Origin of the sequence: Shewanella psychrophila, from assembly GCF_002005305.1 — a bacterium.
Lineage (GTDB): Bacteria > Pseudomonadota > Gammaproteobacteria > Enterobacterales > Shewanellaceae > Shewanella > Shewanella psychrophila.
The window spans coordinates 2602216-2622665 of sequence record NZ_CP014782.1 but is presented as its reverse complement, the minus strand read 5'-3'; the positions used below and the strand labels follow the sequence as shown (position 1 = coordinate 2622665).

The 20450-nt window shown below is 45.9% G+C and carries 13 protein-coding genes; 6 read left to right on the top strand and 7 right to left on the bottom strand.

Translation table 11 applies throughout. The annotated features are described in order from the left end of the window. Positions 1-20: 20 nt before the first annotated feature. The 3 genes from sps_RS11300 to sps_RS11295 all read right to left on the bottom strand — a co-directional run bounded on the left by sps_RS11300 (position 21) and on the right by sps_RS11295 (position 5229). On the bottom strand, positions 21-3173 hold the full coding sequence (locus sps_RS11300) for an NAD(P)-binding protein (RefSeq protein ID WP_077752621.1): 3153 nt from the start codon (positions 3171-3173) through the stop codon (positions 21-23). 239 nt (positions 3174-3412) lie between these two features. After that, positions 3413-3589, bottom strand: coding sequence for a hypothetical protein (locus sps_RS28495; protein WP_169915755.1), 177 nt, complete (start codon positions 3587-3589; stop codon positions 3413-3415). 248 nt (positions 3590-3837) lie between these two features. Next, a complete protein-coding gene (locus tag sps_RS11295; RefSeq protein WP_077755651.1) occupies positions 3838-5229 on the bottom strand; it encodes an RsmB/NOP family class I SAM-dependent RNA methyltransferase in 1392 nt (463 codons plus the stop codon). A gap of 290 nt (positions 5230-5519) precedes the next feature. Here sps_RS11295 and sps_RS11285 point away from each other — a divergent pair, with 290 nt between their 5' ends. The 4 genes from sps_RS11285 (at position 5520) to yqfB (ending at position 9103) form a co-directional block, all read left to right on the top strand. Beyond that, the gene (locus sps_RS11285) at positions 5520-5738 is read left to right on the top strand and encodes a DUF3955 domain-containing protein (protein WP_077752619.1); all 219 of its coding nucleotides are present in this window, start codon (positions 5520-5522) and stop codon (positions 5736-5738) included. A gap of 88 nt (positions 5739-5826) precedes the next feature. Then, on the top strand, positions 5827-6315 hold the full coding sequence (locus sps_RS11280) for a DM13 domain-containing protein (RefSeq protein WP_077752618.1): 489 nt from the start codon (positions 5827-5829) through the stop codon (positions 6313-6315). Between the two features lie 259 nt (positions 6316-6574). Beyond that, a complete protein-coding gene (locus tag sps_RS11275; protein WP_237158058.1) occupies positions 6575-8623 on the top strand; it encodes a methyl-accepting chemotaxis protein in 2049 nt (682 codons plus the stop codon). Between the two features lie 162 nt (positions 8624-8785). Further along, a complete protein-coding gene (yqfB, locus tag sps_RS11270; protein WP_077752617.1) occupies positions 8786-9103 on the top strand; it encodes a N(4)-acetylcytidine aminohydrolase in 318 nt (105 codons plus the stop codon). A 26-nt stretch (positions 9104-9129) separates the two neighbouring features. On the opposite strand, the gene sps_RS11265 is transcribed toward yqfB, so the two are convergent. The 3 genes from sps_RS11265 to sps_RS11255 all read right to left on the bottom strand — a co-directional run bounded on the left by sps_RS11265 (position 9130) and on the right by sps_RS11255 (position 11527). After that, positions 9130-9798, bottom strand: coding sequence for a glutathione S-transferase family protein (locus tag sps_RS11265; protein ID WP_077752616.1), 669 nt, complete (start codon positions 9796-9798; stop codon positions 9130-9132). A gap of 160 nt (positions 9799-9958) precedes the next feature. After that, positions 9959-10741, bottom strand: a complete 783-nt coding sequence (locus sps_RS11260) for an SPFH domain-containing protein (protein ID WP_418346770.1) — start codon at positions 10739-10741, stop codon at positions 9959-9961. Between the two features lie 114 nt (positions 10742-10855). Further along, the gene (locus tag sps_RS11255; RefSeq protein ID WP_077752614.1) at positions 10856-11527 is read right to left on the bottom strand and encodes a DUF2461 domain-containing protein; all 672 of its coding nucleotides are present in this window, start codon (positions 11525-11527) and stop codon (positions 10856-10858) included. 282 nt (positions 11528-11809) lie between these two features. Between sps_RS11255 and sps_RS11250 the strand changes: the two genes are divergently transcribed. Continuing rightward, positions 11810-13213, top strand: coding sequence for a sugar MFS transporter (locus sps_RS11250; RefSeq protein ID WP_077752613.1), 1404 nt, complete (start codon positions 11810-11812; stop codon positions 13211-13213). A 98-nt stretch (positions 13214-13311) separates the two neighbouring features. On the opposite strand, the gene sps_RS11245 is transcribed toward sps_RS11250, so the two are convergent. Next, on the bottom strand, positions 13312-15360 hold the full coding sequence (locus sps_RS11245; protein ID WP_149027265.1) for a hypothetical protein: 2049 nt from the start codon (positions 15358-15360) through the stop codon (positions 13312-13314). A gap of 198 nt (positions 15361-15558) precedes the next feature. Here sps_RS11245 and sps_RS11240 point away from each other — a divergent pair, with 198 nt between their 5' ends. Further along, positions 15559-20427 carry a hypothetical protein gene (locus sps_RS11240; protein ID WP_077752612.1) on the top strand — a complete coding sequence of 1623 codons (4869 nt, stop codon included), beginning with the start codon at positions 15559-15561 and terminating at the stop codon, positions 20425-20427. Positions 20428-20450: the final 23 nt, after the last annotated feature.

Genomic DNA, 20450 nt, shown 5'->3' with positions numbered 1-20450 from the left:
CATATTAATGACATCTCGGCTTAAAAGTCCTTTTCTCCTTTAATTATCTTAGGGTAGCCGCAGATGGCTTTTGAGGTGTGCATACCAGCCATGGTTGCTGCTTCGACACAGCTGGCGTTGATGCCTGTATTAATCCAATCGCCGGTGACATAGAGGTTGTCTATGCCTGTACCGTCGGTATCGATACGGTATTTACTGCTGCCTTTGACCGACATCACATAACGCTCAGAGGGATCGATATTGACGCGCCAGTATTGGCTATCAAATCTGGTTTGTCCTTGAGCGCCTTCACTCGTCTCATCGCCTGCGTGTAACCACTGCCAGCGGAACGCTTCTCCAACGTTGCTCCAGAGCTTATGGATCTGATTGTTGAGCTGACCTATGGCGCCTTCTTTGGCCTGCTGAGCCTTAAGCTCTGGAAATTCAATATCCGAGCGGGGAGGGTAATGCTCTACCGGAAGAGCCGAGCAGAAGTAGCTGGCATTTTTAGGTTGCACGCCTTGCCAGTCTTCCTTGTCTATTAACTGATCCATCGAGGCCCAAGTATCAAAGGGTTCAGTAAAACCCGAGAGCACTGGTTGCTCGCCACTCTCTGGCGTATATTGCCATCCCATCCCATCCAGATCTTCGTTGAGCCAGACTTGATATGCCTGAGTTGCGACGGTTTTAACCTTTTCTACAGCTTTAGTCAGCGGCTCACTCTGAGCCATGACTTCGCTTGCAACATGAGGCACTGAGCCAATGGATAGACCGAATATAACCCGATCGAAGTCTTGGCCTTTTACCAAGCTTTTCTTTGGCAGAGGCTCACCGAATTTATCTTGGTACACTGACTGCCAATCACTCCAGAAGTGTTCCAGGTTGATGTCATTGTCTTTAAGCAGCTGAACCTGCTCACTATCTAGTTGCTCATAGAGTGGTGCGCTGGGCCAACAATCTAAACCTTTTACATCAACAAGGGGGTTATAACTTTCTAAGCCCTCTTTAAGCTTAACCTGCTCGGTGATCTCAATCGTTTCAATGGTACCGTTATTGCAGACCAAATTATCCACTTGGTTAAAGTAATGGAAGTTTACCCCGCGGCGTTTTAACACCTCGTAATAAGGGGTAAACACCACATCACCCATGCCAGCCTGCATCTTCCACATCACGCCACCTTGATAGCACAGACCAATACGCAACATGGAGCGAATGATGGTTCCGGCCTCAAGATTTGGTTTATCGAAGTTGCCTTTTTCATAGGCGAATACTAAATCGTAGAATCCTCTGACCGGAGCCGAGTCTACGGTAAAGGTTTGATTTGCTCCGTGCTTGGTCAACCACTCACGGTAATCATAGTCATTAATCACATCGAAACCCTGCTTGAATACGCCATCGGCAAACATGCCCTTAAGTATGGTTAGACCAAGATCTGAGGCGATATACAGCCTTCGAAGTTCATCGTTAGTTTCTAATTTTTCTGCAAAGCTTTCCTCTAAGCGAGCACGGAAACTATCGACTGCAGACTCGATAAACCCTTCATCATCTTCATCCGGGCTGTGAGCGTGATCGTCACACTCACGACCGACGAGTTGATTTAGGTGACATTCGATAGAGTCTCCCAGTGATGCCAGGCTCTCTTTTGTGTCATCTATGGTGTCTTCAATCGAGTCTTCTATTCTGTCTTTGAGGCGTTCGAACCAGTCTTCGCTAAACCAGTGTACGGGTTTGGCGGTTTCTTTTTCTGCCTCGTCGAGTAAGTCGTCCATCTCCTTGAGCCACTCTCTTATCCAGCTGAAGGCGGCTTTGACCACTTTCCACAGGGTTAAAATTTCTGTGCTGTCTCCTGGGAGTCCATCTCTGAGCGGAAACTCTATGGGCCAACTGTCAGACTCCCCGCCGACATCTTCCTGTAGCACGATAAAACTGTGGGGTTTGAAGGCATCCAAGAAGGTTGCCAGAGGTGCACCCGCTGGTCGGTTGAGTTCTTCATAGGCTTTGCGCATCAGACTGAAGGCATTTTGATAAAAACCAAACCAGATATGCAGGCCGTGCTCTTCGATTCGTTGGCCTTGCTCGGCGTTTCGCCCACTGGCCCCCTTGCCACCAATGCGCCAGCCTAGTTGGTAGACATCTATTTCATATTTGTTCTGCCAGCCCGGTTGCTCGGTCAAACACATTGCTGCGCTCATGGCGGCGACGCCACCGCCGAGTATGGCTATTTTCTCCTTCTTGAGCAATGAGTTATCGACCAATACTTCGCCTTGGGGGACTTCGAAGTCAAAGTTAACATGATAGGGCAGAAGCACGTTTTGCTCGCCTAGCTCGACGCCTAATGACTCTTTTAACGGGAAGCTGGCATTGTCGAAGATGGTGGCTAAAAGATCATTTTCCAGCAGTGACAAGGAATGGACTCTATTGACCTTAGCGGGTGAGGATGTTATGGCCTGATAGACAGCTTTTTCTCCGGCTGAATCAGGTAGTTGTTTGAGAAATATTTGATCGATAGCGGGTTTGAACAGCAAACTAAATAGCTGGTTTTCACCGAGTCTGTCGAGCTCGGGAATGAAGTCGGTTTGGTCTTTAAAAAGTTGCCAGGTTTTGGTGATGGCCTCTAACGTGCTGAGCTGATCTTCTTCTTGAGCTTCGCAATCGACCGTTAATAGAGGATGAAACGCCAGTTCAGTCTCCGGTGAAAACTCTTTAAAGCTCTTGGCTGACAAACTCAGCTTCGTGAGCGGCTCACCTGGCTGGGGCATCTCATACTCGCACATGTATTTGGGGTAACCAAACAACTCACGGCCATTAATTAGTGCCATGGCATCATTGACGAAGGTGAACAAGGGATGAAAATACACGTGACTGATATCATCACTGTCGGCACTTTCTTGCCTGCCAATCATGACCCAAGTAATAATATCGGTTTCCTGTATCCAGCCTTTATCCCTGTCCTCGGGATATGCTGAATAAGCCTTATCGACTCGGGTGAAGCTGGTTAATATATAAGGTGAAAGTACCTTAAAGTACATTTCGCTACCAGCCACTTGATTGAGGCAAGTATCGATGGAACGTTGCAGGTTGGCCTGTTTGCCTTTCATGAAAAAACCATACATGTCAGCCCTGTTAAGCACCAGTGGTGAGTGCATCAGCATAGATCCGGGAGGGTAGATGAAGTTAGGTCGAAGTTGTTCCATGTCCTATTTCCTTTTGGCATAGAAGTGGTTAAGCGCATTTGTGATAGAGACTGTTTTTGTTTAACAGTGAGTTGATAGTTGATGTTTGCGCGAAGGTACAGATAAGCCTATGAAGGATTTGGACATTTATCCAATTTTTATACAAAAAATTAACAAGTGGTCGGGGTGGGTTGGAGGAAAGGAGTAAGGTTCTGGGAACTAGGTCCTAGAACCTATAAATTTTAATCTTGTTAGCCTATCTAAGCTTGATACTGCTCGGAGAGTGGCTCACCCTGCTGACGCTTTAGATCTAATAACTGCCTGCGTCTGTGCTTATTACGCTTGCTCTTGTGCTTACCTTGGTGCTCTTCGTTGTCACTATCACTGCCGATTTGGCTATCCCAAAGTAAATCATCACTATCGTAGAAATTTGACATGTTCATATCCGAATTATTTTTGCTTAATGCTGATTGGTAAAATTAGTACCTAATACCAGCCGGTAAACAGGGGGTAAAGCTGATTCTAGGAAAGCAAGATGACAGGAAGATGACAAGGTTTTGCGTTGTCGCTACAAATATTGAATAGTTACAGATATTGGAATGCAGGAGTAGATGAATCACAGGGCAATAAAAAGACGACCTTGAGGTCGTCTCTATACTATTGCTATTAACTTGCTATCGATTTCTCACGATTTTCTTTTCATTCGAGCCACGAACATACCATCGGTATCGGCTTGATATGGCAGCACCGTGTGCATTGTAGCCTCTATGCCAGTAAATGGATGCCTGGTTATTTCTAGCTCAAACTTTGAGTGCTTGGCCAAAAAGGCATTGACTACATCTTCATTCTCTAAGGGAGACAGAGAACAGGTGGCATATACCAAGGTGCCACCGACTTTTACCGCCCGACTGGAGCGAGTGAGGATATCCAGCTGTAGGTTGGGCTTGTCATTCACTGAATCAATAACATCTATCCAGCGCATATCTGGGTTACGTCGCCAGGTGCCTGTGCAACTACAAGGTGCATCGACAAGTACGCCATCGAAGTGATTAGGAGGCACAGGCAGTTCATCTGATTTCCAGGGAGAAGCTGTTATTCCTCTAAAACTGGCACGTTTAGCTCGCTTTGCAAGCTCTTCTAATGGTTTACGGCGCACATCTGAGGCGACAATAGTCCCCTTAGCTTGTTTGTCTTGGGCTAACATCAAAGATCTTAATTGGAGGCTCTTACCACCTGCGCCACTGCAGGTATCCCACCAGTTATCATTTGGGTTAGGAGCACAGATTTGCCCGACAACTTGTGAGCCTAGGTCTTGTATCTCAAGTTCGCCTTCGCGATATAGTGACATGCCGTTGAGATTGATGCTCTTGTGGCCAAGGCTGATGCTATCGCTAAAATACTCACTCGCCGTGGCTGTAATATCTAATTTAGCTAGTTTATCTATAGCCTCATCGATGTCGATATTTTGTACTCTGGCCCAAATAGGCGGGCGTGAAGAGAGAGCCTCTACCATAGCTAAGCGCTGCTCGGCATCTTGAGTGGGGCAAGTCTGCCAAAACCAGTCAGGAACAAGTTCATCGGTTGAAAACCTGATTGCTGGAAATTGCTCTGTTAGCCAGTCACATTTTTCCGAAGCATTCTCTAAACGTGTTTCACCGTCAAGAGAGAGCTGTTTTTCCTGTCCAGAAAAGCCAGCCCAGGCTGTAATAAAGGGTTCCCAAGAGTGAGACTCTAATCGCGCATTGACTGTAAGCATAGTGAACCATGCTTGGGTGCCTGTATTTACTGTGCTAGTGCCAGTATTAGTACCGGTATTAGTGTTGAACTTGTTTAACCATCCCCACCAACGAAACAGGGCAAATAAACTTTCACGGATCACACGTCTGTCTTTAGAGCCATGCTTCTTATTGATTCTAAAATATTCCCCCACAACCCGGTCAGCCGGTTGCTGCTTTTCCATTACCTGAGTAAATAGTTGAAGTATGGTATTGGCATAGCTAAGCGCACGCTTTTGCGCCGGTGTCTCGGCGCTTATAGCTTCAAACGAGGTCGCTTTGACCTCGTTTAGAAATGTCACGATTGAGAGTTGGTCATCAGCTGTTGAGCCTGCAGTTGAATTGCTTGTTGAATCAGAGTTGCTAGTATTCAAGGCGTCGCCCATGGGTAGTTATCTAGGATGGTATTTATCTGGGCTGGATTATAACAGAAGTGAGCAGCTTCGAATCAAGGTGGTTAGATTTTTTATATGGTTTGTTGATATTGTTTTGGTGTTTGAAGGTTGCTGTTTAAATGTAATCTATCGCTTGCTCCATGGGTTTCTCAGCCTTAGAATTGCTGACAAATTTATATCCATGTGATGAGGCGTAAATGAGTCAAAAAGTTGGAAAAAAAGCGGTTGTTATTTCTGTCTTCTTGTTACTGTTAGGTGGTGTTTTTCTCTTGTTGGAAAATACTTTCTACCAATATGTTGATGAAAAAGGATTCCTCCATGAAAGCTTATTTTTGCCCTTGGGGGTTTTCAGTCTATGTCTGGGGATAATTATCATCTTGCTGGTCTTTATTGGTCGATTCTTTGCTAAGAAATAGTTTGGTGATTGCAATTGTAATGGTGCTCACCGGATACAAGTCTGGTATCTTCAGGGGCGAGCAGGAATAGGTTAGATTAGGACATAACATGAAAAAATGGTCGATTTTAGCTCTTGTGCTTTCCCATGTGCTGGCTGTGGGTGGCGGATTTGCGCTGGGAATATATTATTTGCCCATACTGATCGCACCCGCAGGGCCCGATAGTCAAGTATTAGTATTGGCTGCAAAGAACAGCTTATTTGTGGCTGAATTTTCTCGGGATAGAGAAGATAGCGATGCTTTGCATTGGGGGGAGGGGGAAGTCTCAATCGGCTCAGATTCTGTCTCTTTTTCTGGGAGTCTCTCTCCCGGACCGGATTATAAACTTTATCTGTCTCCTGAGTTTGTGGAAACGGAAGCAGATTTTAATCGATTGAAGTCGTCTATGGTTCAAGTCGGTGAAGTGAAGACATTTGAGAATTTTATCCTGCCTATGAGTGTCAGTATTGACCCTTCTCAATATAATACCGTTATCGTCTGGTGTGAAACATTCGGGCAATACATTACCTCAGCTAAATACCAGCGGAGGGTTAACTAGTACTCGCTCCGCTTTAGCTCTTCTTATTTCTCTTATTGCCTGCCTTCACTTGGTTACTTTGCGCGGGTTTACAAAATTTACACTCCTGTTCACATCCTATTCATATCTTGATGCATTCTGTTCATATTCTTGAATTACAATGATGGGTTTAGGGGCATCTTTTCAAGGAGGCTCTCAATCCAGTAATGATACTAATAAAGAAGGATTTTTTGTGTTTAAAACCATCAGAACTCGAATAGCTGTAAGTGCGGGGGTAGCAATGACGTTTACGTTACTCATTGCTATGGGTATGACAACGAATGCATATACGACGGTGAGTCAGCAGGTGACAGATAGGGTCAAGATTCAGTTGAATGATGCGATTAATTTCCATTTAAAATCCACGGCGTCGGAGCAGGGAAAAATAATAGAGACTCAATTATTTCCGGTGCTTGCTAATTTAAATCAAGTGAGATCAATCATAGAGTTGAGCGGAACCAATGGGGTCGGTGCGGATACCATAGTAAAACAATTTATCGCCGCGCTAGAGGTTCAGGACAAAGCCGTATTTGCAGGCTATATGGTATGGGAGCAAAAAACCTGGCTCGCAGAATCGGAAGTTAACATTGCTGGGGCAATCAATAGTAAGGGCTATCTAGCTCCTTTCTTTTCTCCTAATTCCAACAATAGCTTCGATGCCGTTGCGATGGAGAGCTTCAATAACACCACGCTCAATAGTAATGGGGAGCGGACGGACGATTGGCACTTAATGCCGTTTGAAACTGGGCATACCTTCGTTATGGAGCCCTATATTTATCCGGTTCGTGGTAGAGATGAATTGATCACGACGATTAGCCAACCCATAAAAGTGAACGGAAGCATTATTGGTAGCTTAGGTTTCGATTTATCCCTGTCAGAGCTTCAGGGGCAGAGTGAAAAGCTGGCGCATAAATTATTTGATGGTGAAAGTAATATTATTATTGCATCCTGGAAAGGAGCTGTGCTCGCTAACAGTGGCGCACCATCACAAGTCGGTAAAAAAGTTTCTAGGCAATTATCTTCTCAATGGTCTGATATTCAAGCATTAGCCCGCCAACCAGAAAGTGGCTTGATGTCCATAGGTTCCCAAGAATATGCGATTACCTCAGTTAACACCTCTGACTCTCATTGGATCGTGATGGTCTCTGTTCCCAGAAGTAAACTGACCCAAGGGATCACAGAGTTTGAAGCCTGGAGCGATAGACAGAATGAGGGGGCCATTAAACAAGGGGTTTTAGCTGGTCTCTTCGCTATCATGCTGGGGATTATTGCCATGACCATGATAGGTAACTCTCTGGGAAGAGTACTCACTAATCTTGTTGAACGCTTTAAAGATGTTGCCGAGGGTGATGGTGATCTAACCTATCGTATTGAAAAAAATGGTAAGGATGAAACGGCGCAGCTAGCACATTGGTTTAATATCTTTTTAATCCGTTTACAGGAGACATTAGGTACTGTTATGCAGACGGCTGAACAGGTTGAGCTGAGCTCGGCTAAGGGCAAGCTACAAGCAGAAGATTCCAAACAGAAGTTACTGAGCCAAGTTAATGAGGTCAACTCTCTCGCTACGGCCATTAATGAGATGAGTGCGACGGCGCAGGAAATTGCCAGTTCGGCTGTTCAAGCGGCTGCGGCTGCCAGTCAGGTTCAATCCAATAGTGTTAGTGGCATGAAACAGATGAACAATACGGTTTTGGCTGTGAGTGATTTAGCATTAAAGATCAACAGTGCTCAAGGACAAACTCAAAATTTAGCTAAGTCCAGTGCAGCGATACAGGGGATCTTATCTGAGATAGGTGGGATTGCTGACCAGACTAATTTACTCGCACTTAATGCTGCCATTGAGGCTGCACGAGCGGGTGAGGCTGGACGCGGTTTTGCTGTAGTTGCCGATGAAGTGCGTAATCTGGCAACCCGGACTCAGAGTTCGACCGAAGAAATCCGCAGAATGCTGGCTCGCTTGGAAACTGAAACCCAGTCTATTGTTGATTTGATGCAAGAAAGCCAACACCAAGCAATGGGGACAAAAGAGGAAACGCAAGCTGCTCAACAAGCACTTGCTGAGATCAATCAGGCGATTGAAGTTATAAATGACATGAATAATCAAATCGCTTCTGCCGCAGAGGAGCAAAGTGCCGTGGCTGAAGAGATTAATCGTAACGTAGTGGTGATTAATGATACGGCAATCGATGTGATGGACAGCATGACTTCTGCGGTTACCACAAGTGTTGAATTGGAGGGGAGTGCGGGGGATCTTCGAGTCGAGTTAAATAAGTTTAAAACCGAATAGCTCATAGAAGCGGGAAATACAGCTTCAGTGTTTGCAACGGATTTGAGATGATGGCTTAGCTGAGGAATGAGCACAGAATTGGTCCCTTAAAAGAATGGGTCTAGCTGCGGCAGGGCAGACTAGATCGGTTGAATTAACTGAATAGAACATTTGGATTTATCAATGAAAGAAGTACCTACAACAATCAGCTTTTTTGAAATGCTCACCCCCTTCGTTGCATCGGGGAAGAAAACCATCACCATTAGGGATGAGTCCGAGTGTCACTATGTGCCGGGTACTCAGGTCGAAGTGTTTACATTAGAGACCAATATTAAGGTTTGCGACATAGAAATAGAGTCGGTAGAGCCAATTCTATTCAGTGAGATTAATGAGTTTCACGCCCAGCAAGAATACCTTGAATTGCCAAAGCTAAAGGAGATAATCAGTAAGGTTTATCCAAACACAGAACAACTTTACGTCATCTCCTATAAGTTGCTTTAGCGAGACCGATGCAAGGATAATAGAGGTTATTTAGACACCATCTTTCTAATCTTATCTGCCAACTCCTCATCGCTTAAGTCCGATGAGGGGGGGGTCACTATGCCTATCTGAACTGCTGGTCGTTTGGCTATCTCATTCAACCAGCGTTCAAGGTGCCTGAGTCCTGAGATATCGACGCCGCTCCATTCAAATATACGTACCCAGGGCCAGGTGGCTATGTCGGCTATGGTGTAGTCGTCGCCTGATAGGTAGCGGTTATCGGATAGCTGATGATTCATGATTTCAAATAATCGACGGCTCTCATTCTGATAGCGCTCGATGGCGGTAGGGATTTTCTCTGGTAAATAACGGTGGAACACATTCGCCTGACCCATCATAGGACCTACAGCGGACATCTGGAACATCAGCCATTGTAATGTTTGTGAGCGCTTGTCAGGATGTGCAGGCAAGAGTTTTCCTGATTTTTCGGCTAGATAGATAAGAATGGCACCGGACTCGAATACAGCGAAATCATTATTGTCTCTATCGATAATGGCGGGAATACGGCCATTGGGGTTAATCGCGAGAAATTCAGGTTGCTTCTGATCGGCTTGCATCAAATCCAAGTGATGAACACTATACTCCAATCCCATCTCTTCTAGGGCGATAGATATTTTGTGGCCATTGGGGGTTGCGGCGGTATATAAGTCGATCATAAAAACTCCTGATTGAGTGACTGCTAACTAATATTTTTTATATTAGTTAAAGACCGATATCAGCCTTCACTGTATTGACCTGAGTCCAGTGTCTTTTATTACAATGGACTCACTCCGACCTTATCGCTATTTATATCGTCACTTTATGACAAACAGATGATTACCGGGCGCCTTTTATCAAGGGAAGCCCATTGGTGCCTACAGGGATGTAAACTGTAGTGTGATTCGGTGAGTCAGCCATATGGCGCTGGGCGCTAATGGCTTCATGTTGCAGATAGTTTGCTGTCAGCGTGGTATTAATGATCTTCTGCGCCTCGGCTATTCCTTTTGCTTCTTCTATGCGTATCTCGGCATCTTTCCGGGCTATCTCTTTCTGGGTTTCTTTCTCTGATAACAGTTGTTGGGCGGCGAGTTTTTTCTCAACAGCTTTAGCAACGATTTCTGGATAGTTGATATTACCCACCACAATGTTATTGATCTGGAAGGGAGAGTCTATCAAGTAGTCTTTCAGTTTATTGGCAACCGAGTCAGCAATGTTCGAGCGGTTTTCTTTAAGCTCGACACTGTCGTACTTTTGTACCTCATCTCTGACATAGGTTCTAAATGTTTCACGGACGAAGCGTTTGTACCAGTTTTCAGCGCCAAACTGCTCTACCACCTGCTTTACAGTGCCAGATTTGATAGCGATAACTGCATGGAAGTTAAAGCTGATATTGAGATCGTCATTGGCAAGAATTTTGAAGTTTTCCGTATAGGTATTAGGTCTCATATCTATGTTTATTATTTCGTTACGCCACAGAGACACTCCATAATTACTCGGACCAGTGAGTGAGCCTCGGTAGCCACCGGAGCCGAATATTCTCGGCTTCTCGAATACATAGCCCTCTTGTCCGGCTGGCGTATTAGGGTTGGTACAACCTGATAATCCTATGCCAACTAGCATCGTAAATACGATGGTTTTGATGGCTGTGCTTTTAAATGATGAGGGCCTGTTAAACATGCTTATTCCTTTATTTTTCAGTCCGACTAGCCTGATTGGGCTGGTCGTCATTTCATTCTAATAATCGAGATCTAACGCGAAACACAAATATCCCATCAGCTTTTGGGTGTGCTTAAATTCATTGGTGCACCAAGAGACGAAGTCTTTATCTGTGATTTGTTTAGCATCTACCGATTTGATGGCGATAAAGTCTTTGCGCTTTAACTCATCTAACATGGGATGGCTCTTGTCATATCCCCTTGGTGGCCGAACCAGACTGCTGCCCTCCATCTCGAATCCTGCTTCACGCAACTGAATCAAGGCTTTTCTATAGGCATTTGGGTTTTCGTCTATGCAGGTACGGAGTTTATTCAGTGCTTTAGAGTCGGGATGCCAGATCCCGGCACCGAGAAAGCAGCCATCGTTGGCGATATGCAGATACAGGCCAGGAGCATGGACATCTTTGCCCTGAAAGTGACGAAACTGAATGCCGACATTGGTCTTATAGGGGGTCTTGTCTTTGCTGAAGCGGGCATCACGTTGGGGACGCATTAAGCTACCACCAACTTTCTTGGAGGTGGCGGTTAATCTTGGAGATAGGGCCAGTACATGGGGCTGCATGGCTTCGATAAACTTAAGGGCTGGCGTGCGAACTTCAGCTTCATATTGGGCTTGATTAGCCTTGAACCACTCCCGTTGGTTATTCTCACTGAGCAGGGAAAGAAAGGAGAAGCTCTTAGAAGTAAACATAGGTACCAGACTCTAATGATTGATAATGATGTAAAAAATAACATAGGGCTAACAGGATTGGGAGAGTGAAGTGAATGAGTGATGGCTATTAGCTGATGGATGCCGATTAATTAAGCCTATTCCGGGTGATTGACAGCGCTGTCATTAGGCGTTAGTGTGAATACTGTGTAATTGATGCTCGATTGTTAATAATATGTTTGCTTGTGTTTGGTTGGCTCTTTGTCGGTTTCACCTTAGCAAGAGAATGTCAGATAAATAAAATAATAATCTAAGGATAAGAATATGGCTGGCGGAATCCCAATGACGAGCTCAGGCTCTCAGTCACAAGACAGTAAGTCTCGAGTCGGTAGCGTGTTTGTCGCCTCCCAATACAAGGGAGCCATGGTGTTATTGGTTGTGCTCTACTTCATTATCGGTTTCACCACAGTATTGAACGATATTCTTATTCCTGTAATGCGAGAAATTCATCAATTGTCGAACATGGAAGCCATGTTTGTGCAGTCGGCCTTCTTTATTGCATTTGCCATCTGGGCTATTCCTGCAGGTCTTGTGATGGAGAAGATTGGTTATAAGCGCTCTCTGGTTCTGGCATTAGGCATCATGGGCGTCGGTTATCTATTGTTTATTCCTGCCGCCCATTATATGGAGTACATGGGGGTGTTATTTGCACTCTTCGTATTAGCCACTGGTGTCGCATTTTTGCAAGTTGCCCTTAATCCTCTAATTGTCAAAGTCGGACCGGATCAGACGGGATCGGCGCGGATGAACTTAGGTGGCAGCTTTAACTCATTTGCGACTACTATTGGCCCGGTGATCGGCGGCGCGGTGATCTTATCCAGCGTACAGGAGATAGACTTTGCCTCTCATGGTGAATACATCATCGCCAAGGCGGCCGCGGTTCAAATCCCTTATCTGGTACAAGCCGTTGCAATTATCGGTATCGCGGCACTTATCTATTTCACTCGACTGCCGAAAATCGATAAGGTCAGCACACCCTCGACAGGTAGTCAGGTAAAAGGATCCTTTTTCGACCACAAGCACTTGATGTATGGCGCCGGAGGGATCTTCTGTTATGTTGGAGTCGAAGTCTCTATTGGTTCAATTCTGATGTTGTATCTGGCAACTCCAGAAATGGGTGGCCTTGGGCACGAGCAAGCTGTGCCTCTGCTAGCGTACTACTGGGGTAGCACCATGGTGGGCCGCTTAATCGGCTTCGTGGTGTGCCAGAAAATTCGCACTCAATATCTGCTGCAGATAGTCACAGTGGCGGCTTTAGCACTTATCCTCGGCAGCTTTATGCCTTTCGCACTGGAAAACACCGTGGCGATCCCTGTGCTATTTAGCAATATGGCTGCCATAGAAGTACCACTGGCAGCCTTATTTCTTATTCTGTGTGGTTTGTGTCATTCAGTCATGTGGCCAGCAATCTTTCCCTTATCTATTGCTAATTTAGGTGCGTTCACCCCCAAAGCTTCGGGCCTGTTGTGTACCATGATAGTCGGTGGTGGTATTTTGCCACCACTCCAGGGATACCTTGCCGACTCTATCGGTTATAAGTGGAGCTTTATTCTTTGTGCACTCTGTTATGTCTATATCCTGTTCTTTGCCTTCGTAGGTTATAAAGCTGGCCAGAGTAATAAGGCAAGCCAAGCAAGCACTGATGAGGTTTCGGTGGCTAGTAGCTAAGGCTAGCGCGTGCTAGCAGGTGATAGGTAAAACCTGATTCTATGGTTTAAATAAAAACGCAGCGATAAGCTGCGTTTTTTGTGGTTCCCATTAGGCTTTTACTTCAGTACCTTGTATAAGCTGATCCGCTCACCACGATAGTAACCGGTTAATTTAACCTGTCGTACCTGCGTTGCCGTGGTGGCATTGGCCGGTAACCATTCGATATCTATATCCTCGAACTGACGACTAGTAGCTTCGCTCTCCCCGTTCGTTCTTAATACATGAGCTAAGGTTGTGGAGTACAGGCCTTTTTCGGAACTGCTGAGCCAGAGAGTGACAAGATCTCGTGAGAGCATCTGATAGCCGACCTTTATCGATGAACCAACAAGATTAGCGAACTGAATATAATCGATTGCCCCATAACGAGAGATGATGATCTTGTCCGTGAGCATGCTCATGCCATATGGATAGGCCTTATCATAGATCATCGACTTGATGATTTTCCGCTCCGCATTATCGAGCAGATAGACACGGTTTTCCGTGAGCACGGAACTGTATTTTCCTTCAGGAACAGACACCACACGCTTGACCCGACTATCGAGTTCTAGGCTGGAGATGGCTTGAAATGAGGAACGTGTATCGAGCCAGAATACGGTATTTGTGCCATTGCTGATCAGGATCTCACGATCGTCATTGACGAAGCTGGCGTCATAAATATCAGCCATATCTATATGGCTCTTGGGGACCAGAGTGTCGGCGTCTAAGATCATGGTTTGACCATAGCTGCCCTGAGTAACCAAAAGCTCAGATTCTTGTTTGTTTAGTACTAATCCTGGAGTGGCTGTACTCAAGCTATAGGTCTGATTAGTTGCCACCAAGGTTTCGCCGTCTAATAGCTGCAATTGCGCTGTTTGTCCTGAACCATTGGTGAATACTGCCACTACGCGATTCTTGCTGTAGATAGGAGTCAACCAATTGATATGGTTGTTGAGACATTCAGAATCAGATACTGGAAGATCGGGTTTTTCTATCACTATAGGCACAGTTCCCGATGCGCCGCTGTAGCTGTCGATAACAAATTGTTTCTTCACGCCTGAAGGGCTAGGGGATACAGTATTCTTGCCTATTTCAGACAGGTAGATACCGTTATCTCCTGAAGTGTTACAGGTATTACTGACTGAGTTATCGCCATATGCCGTTGGCTGATAAATTAAATAAGCCTGCTTGTTATTGAAGCCCTGAGCGGCAAATGTGAGGCTGGAGGTGACTTGAGTTCCACCTGTGCCGTCACAGATACCATATTCACAATGATCGTCGTCATCATGGTCGTCATCGTCATCGTCGTCATCATGATCTGAGTCTTTAAACATCGCAGCGCGCTGGGGAGATGCCTGAGCAGTGGTGGCGGGGAACGATGAATATGCGCCTGTGCCAGTATTAATCTGTAGCAGTTTGTCATCAGAGGTTAGCGCCAACAAAAGGCCCGTGTTCTCATTCATGGTGATCGATTTGGGCGAGGTCAGCGAACTTAATGGGTATGATCCGGACAAGAGATAGTGATTATTTAAATTCACAAAACTGGTATCGAGATCCGTCTGACTGAGTAATTCTCTTATATCAAATGTTCTGTTTGTCACCATTTTATCTACGGCTGCGGCTATTTTTAAATAGTTTGAATCGCCGGATAATGAGATGGCATAATTAAATGAGGCGATTAATTGAGCGGTTTCATGCTCCGGACCGTGAATAACATCGAGATCGGAGAAGTTAATAGTATATTTATCACCGAATACCTTCTGTAAATAAGCTTTTGCCTGGGCTGAATTGCCCGAAACCATAGGATTAAATAACACCTCATTTTGGATCAGCGTCGTAAATGGACTAACGAGTTTTGCCTCGCTATCGGCAGTGAGAAAGTAGCCGCCTGAGTCGATTAGAAAGGGGCCGCTCGCGCTCGCCGTCAGGCTCTCAAGATTGTTGATACTCTGTTCAAGAGTGCCGCATTTTCCATTGAGATCAATATCCTGGCAAACTGGCATTTCTCCATAGGCATAGTGATTCTTGGCTTGGATACTTGTACTGTCATCCCCACCGCCACAAGCCGTTATAAAACTAGAACCTGCCACTAACAAGGCTATCTTAGATACTTTTAAACATTTATTCATAATATTTACATCGTCACTTATCGAAATAAAAGATCGTCAACCGCCGAAAAAGCAGTCGATGTAATCGAGGCTGAGTAAATTAACAGAATAAATAACTAAATGATATTGATAATAGATCTCATTCCCATTATTATGCGGCGAAATGTAAAGCCAATGTTTATTTGGTTAATAGAAAAATCTTCCTAGGGATCTATTTCAATGGTGTTCAGAAGTCAGCCATCATCTTTGGTCATAACACTCGTTTTAACCGCTTTTTTAGTTGCCTGTGGTGGTGCCGATCCAGACAGTAAAATTGAATCGACAACTGAGCCCGTTATCCCGAAAAATACTCTGACTGGAGTAGCACTGGACGGTTATTTAAAAGATGCCAGGGTGTGTATCGACCTCAACCGCAATTTTTATTGCGACAGTGATGATGGTGAAAATGTACTGACCGGATCAGCTGGTGAATATAGCCTAACCGTAACGGGTGTGAATCTGAGCGGTTACTCAGTTATCGTCGAGGCGATCCCTAATCAGACCATAGACATGGATAACCCGGATAAGACAATCGACAAGGCATTCGTGCTGTCGGCTCCGGCGACTCAAGCCACACTGGTGACACCGTTTTCCAGCCTGATCTCCACTATCGCAGAACAGCGAGGCACAAATTTTGATACGGCTAAGCAAGTTTTGGCTCAATTGCTGGCTGTTGATGCTGAAGACTTGATGTCAGATTACGTGGCTGGTCAAGAGCGGAAGGATAAGGAGTTGCATCTTCTGGCTCAGGGCTTGACCAAGATTATGCAGGCAGGTGAGCAGGCCGCAGTGGAGAGTGGTATCGGTAGGACTATTGCTCGTCAGGGGACCAGAGCTAAATTAGGCTTAATAGAGTTTGGCGTGCTGAAAAGTTTGACTGATAATTTGGTGGGCACTAACAATCCTCAGGCCATGGATGAAATCGTCCGGGATTTTGTTTCGGGCGTACAGGTGTCGACCGCTGAGATAGTAGATAATCGGGTGGTCATCATACCTAAGGCCCCCAATTCTGGTTTGGTCAACGACGAAGCCGACACATTCTCATGGAGCTGGGTGGGTCATTTCACCGATATCAGTGATTACGAATATTCACGTGATGGCGGTAATGCTTGGCAGGCAGCGAGTGCCATGCCTCTCTATGTGGGCTTAGATGCCTATGGGATTGGTGCAATCCAGGTTAGGATCCGAGCCGATGAAAATCGAGGCCGTCAGGCGGGTTTTCCTGTGCTGTCAGACAAGGTCTTCACTCGAGTACTCGCGCCTTCGGCGCCTGCTAGCCTGACCGTCAATGACGCGAATAATCACTTCGACTGGCAGTTGGTTCCTGAATATACAGAATATGCTTCCTATGAATTTTCACTGGACTCTGGAGCTAATTGGCAGGCGATAACGGCCAAGCCTCAGCCTGTTGAAGATCTCGCTATCGCCGTGGGGGCTCTGCAGTTAAGACTCATCGAGGGTGCCAAACTCAATAGTCCGGCCGGTCTTATTATCACTTCTAATATGCCTTTCACTGTGACCCCTACTCGCCCTCTGGCGCCTATGATTCTGGCGGTCAATGATGAACATGACAGCTTTAGTTGGCAGCCATTGGCGGCATATCCCCAAGTTTCTGATTATGAGGTTTATATCAATGGGGCGTGGCGTCAGGCCATTAGCAATCCTGAATTTGTGGGGAATAATGACTATACGGCCAACAGCATAAAAATCCGTGTGTTTTCTGACGCCACAAATGGTAGGGAAGCTGGCATTCCAGCCATTATAGCGCTGGCATTCACTCAAGATTTAGGCAAACCAGCAGCAGCGCTTAATGCTGTCGTAGATGATATTCAAGACAGCTTCGATTGGGATTATGTCTCAGGATTTGAGTCTGCATCATATTATGAGATCTCCACCGATGCCGGACAAACCTGGGGCGCGGTTAACACTAAACCAGCAGTGGTAGATGATGGTGAGTTTTCAGTAGGTCAAGTGTGCGTGCGTGTTATCGCCAATGCTATAGACACCCATGTCCCGGGAGGAATACTCTGCTCTGAGGCCGCTTTCACCTTAAAGCCTGTGACACCTGAAGCACCGACAGTGCCAGTGACAGACGATGCGCTGGATACTTTCGGCTGGCAATGGACACCGGGATTCGAACAAGCAACGGCCTACGAGATCAAAACCTCAGATCTGGACTGGAAAACAGTCAATGCCAATCCTTATCAATTGCCAATCGACAATATCTATCAAATTGGCGAAGTTCAGGTACGGGTGAAGGGGAATGCCTTAACGGGTCGGGAGCCAAGTCTGTCGTTGTTAAGCCTGAATGCTTACACGGTTAAGCCATCTCAGCCAGACGCGCCAATAAATCCACTTCAGGATGACAATCTCAATAGTTTCGATTGGGCGCTTTTAACTGAGTATCCCCGTCCAAGTGATTATGAGTTTTCTGTCGATGGCGGCACCAATTGGCTGCTTGTGAGCGAGAAACCTTTGCTGCTGGGTGATGTCAATATTGCCGCCGGCTTGGTTCAGGTGCGTGTCAAAGGCAATGCAACCAATGGTATGCCTGCGGGTAAGCCACTGGTTAGCACTGTAGACTTCATCGCCGGCGTGCAACCTGAGGCTCCGACTAACCCGGAAATCGTCAATGCAAGCGGTGTTGGTATTACCAATGGTCTCAAGTGGAACTGGGTTGCGGGTTTTGTTGATGCTTCACATTATGAATACAGCAAGGATGGCGGTCTGAGCTGGACTGAGGTAAGCAGTAATCCGCAGCACATGGGTTCACAGATTTACAGCAAAGATGAGGTGCTGGTTCGGGTGCGTGGCAATGCTAAGTCCCCCGAGGCTAATCCGCCAGGTAAAACCATGGATGCCACTGCTGCCAGCGGACAATTTATTGCCATGGAGTTTGTTCCTATGCTGGCTGCGGGGCGGGTAATGACTATTTCCGAGTCCTACAATGGCAGTAATCTATTTCGCTTCGATAGTAATGAAATGTGTTGGGCACAGTTTGATGCCAATGGTGAGGGCGAGCCGATTTATTGGGGAGACAGAGATAGCTATATAGACAGAATTGAGCTTGTCGATAAGCTGTCTGCACTTAACCTCGATTCGGCCTGCGGTTTGGTAGGTTGGGATGCAGCCCCCGAGTCTCTGGTGATGGCATCGACAGCGATAAGCAGTTCGGGCAATAGTAAGCCGGTGAACATGAGTCGAGGTTATGGTTCATTTTGGGCTAAGTCTGATACAGATTATGTGGTCTATAACAATGGCTCTATCACGACGCCGAGCAGTATGGGGTCACAATATTACCCTTACTGGAAACTGGCAGAGACCAGTGAAGTGATGGCACTACTACTGGTTATCAAGAATGGTGCCGTGACTCGGGTTGATGCCATTGAGACCAAAGAAAGTAGCCTAAATGCTAGCCTGTTAGCCGAGATGGTTAAAACTGACCCGGTACTGAGTGATGTTGAGACAATTCAGTCGGATATGCAGGTATTGAACATTGAGGTGACGGTGTTAGCTGCTGAGCTCGATAGAGCTTATATAGCATATCGCCTCTATGTGGATTTGATCATAAAAAATCGTCCCACGACGACAAGTGCTGATCTGGCAGAGCTGAAATCTGACTTGGACGGACTGCAGACACAGAAGACGGCCCTTAGTTTAGTACTGACCCGTTCTCAGGCTTCCATAAAAGCACTGCATGCCCTTAATTATCTGTTGACACTGGGAACCAACCTGGACGATGTGACCAACAAGATAACTTCCATAGCAGGAGAAAACGGTCAAGCGTTGCACGGCGCAGCGCTTGAGTTATATCAGGCAATTCACCAGTTACAGCTGATCTTGAAAGATTTCGATGCTACTTATACAGAGTTAACCGAGGCGGTGGACTCTGGTGGACTCAGTGATGCTATCAATACTCAGCTTAATCTTTTGGTAGCACGTTTAAATGCATTGCAATCAGGTGCTGATGTGACATCGGCGCAAACGACGGCTATGCAAGCCTTAGTACGAGCCAAGAGTGATGGATATACTGTGGCCCAAGCCGATGCTGTGGTCGGTACCCATTTCAGTAAGCTGGATATTAATGGCGATTATCTGCCGGGAAATACCAGTTTCGCTCAAGGCTGGCGTTGTGTCTCCGACACCAGGTTCGCTAACTTTTCCCGGATCTGGACCTTGCTGGCAGATGGTCAGCCAGGGGGAGAAGATAACTTGTCCTTCGATGATGGCACTAATACAGAATCGAACGTGATGGGCAGTACTGGGTTATTGAAACGGTATAATGATACCAGCCACTGCGGACGCAGCGACTGGCAAGTTCCCGGCCTCACCCAGACAGAAACGTTAGCGACCTCAGGTAGCAGTTACTCGAGAACCATAGACACCAGCGTGTTTCCCAATCATCTGGCTATGACCGATGAATACGATAAATACAACGGCGGCAAACGCTTCTTCTATTGGTTGAATAAGGCCGATGTTACCGATGGAGCCAAACAGCAGGCTTTCACCTTTAAAACATCTAACAATTATGGTTCCAGTAATGGATTTTTTGATAAGTCCGTTAGCGAATTTGATGAAAAGGTTTTTATCGCCCGCTTTGTCAGCGATATCTCTCCCTATGAATTGATCGATATTAATGGCTCAGTGACAACCCAGTTGGCTGACGCTAAGTGCGGCCGAGATAAGGTTAATGGCGGCTATTGGCAGTTATTCGATGATAAGGGCAGTGCAAGATTTAAAAACTTCAATGACCTTGCCGCTATTGTCGATGGTGTGAATGCCGCTTCACTATGCGGCTTAACTACATGGGCTATTCCAAGTTTTGAAGAACTTCAGACTCTGTATCCTTTTGATGAATCAGTATTTATTAATAATGAGGTGAGTGACAATTACAATCAGAAAGCCTGTTATGTCTCATTGGATGAATCAAGTTTAGGTTATTCCGGAAAAAGAAAGAGATGTCTAGAAATAGATGGAACTGAGACATATGTGACCTATGAGGGGGGCTATAACATGTATCCCTCTCTATACCGTTTACGCGGGAATTAACTAGCTGATAATCGAATATAAAT

What these genes read in the sequence shown, in the direction of transcription:
- sps_RS11300 (WP_077752621.1), bottom strand. Translation starts at nt 3,173, where the DNA reads ATGGAACAACTTCGACCTAACTTCATCTACCCTCCCGGATCTATGCTG.
- sps_RS11245 (WP_149027265.1), bottom strand. Translation starts at nt 15,360, where the DNA reads ATGAATAAATGTTTAAAAGTATCTAAGATAGCCTTGTTAGTGGCAGGT.
- sps_RS11285 (WP_077752619.1), top strand. Translation starts at nt 5,520, where the DNA reads ATGAGTCAAAAAGTTGGAAAAAAAGCGGTTGTTATTTCTGTCTTCTTG.
- yqfB (WP_077752617.1), top strand. Translation starts at nt 8,786, where the DNA reads ATGAAAGAAGTACCTACAACAATCAGCTTTTTTGAAATGCTCACCCCC.
- sps_RS11260 (WP_418346770.1), bottom strand. Translation starts at nt 10,741, where the DNA reads ATGCTAGTTGGCATAGGATTATCAGGTTGTACCAACCCTAATACGCCA.
- sps_RS11265 (WP_077752616.1), bottom strand. Translation starts at nt 9,798, where the DNA reads ATGATCGACTTATATACCGCCGCAACCCCCAATGGCCACAAAATATCT.
- sps_RS11240 (WP_077752612.1), top strand. Translation starts at nt 15,559, where the DNA reads ATGGTGTTCAGAAGTCAGCCATCATCTTTGGTCATAACACTCGTTTTA.
- sps_RS11280 (WP_077752618.1), top strand. Translation starts at nt 5,827, where the DNA reads ATGAAAAAATGGTCGATTTTAGCTCTTGTGCTTTCCCATGTGCTGGCT.
- sps_RS11255 (WP_077752614.1), bottom strand. Translation starts at nt 11,527, where the DNA reads ATGTTTACTTCTAAGAGCTTCTCCTTTCTTTCCCTGCTCAGTGAGAAT.
- sps_RS11275 (WP_237158058.1), top strand. Translation starts at nt 6,575, where the DNA reads ATGACGTTTACGTTACTCATTGCTATGGGTATGACAACGAATGCATAT.
- sps_RS28495 (WP_169915755.1), bottom strand. Translation starts at nt 3,589, where the DNA reads ATGTCAAATTTCTACGATAGTGATGATTTACTTTGGGATAGCCAAATC.
- sps_RS11250 (WP_077752613.1), top strand. Translation starts at nt 11,810, where the DNA reads ATGGCTGGCGGAATCCCAATGACGAGCTCAGGCTCTCAGTCACAAGAC.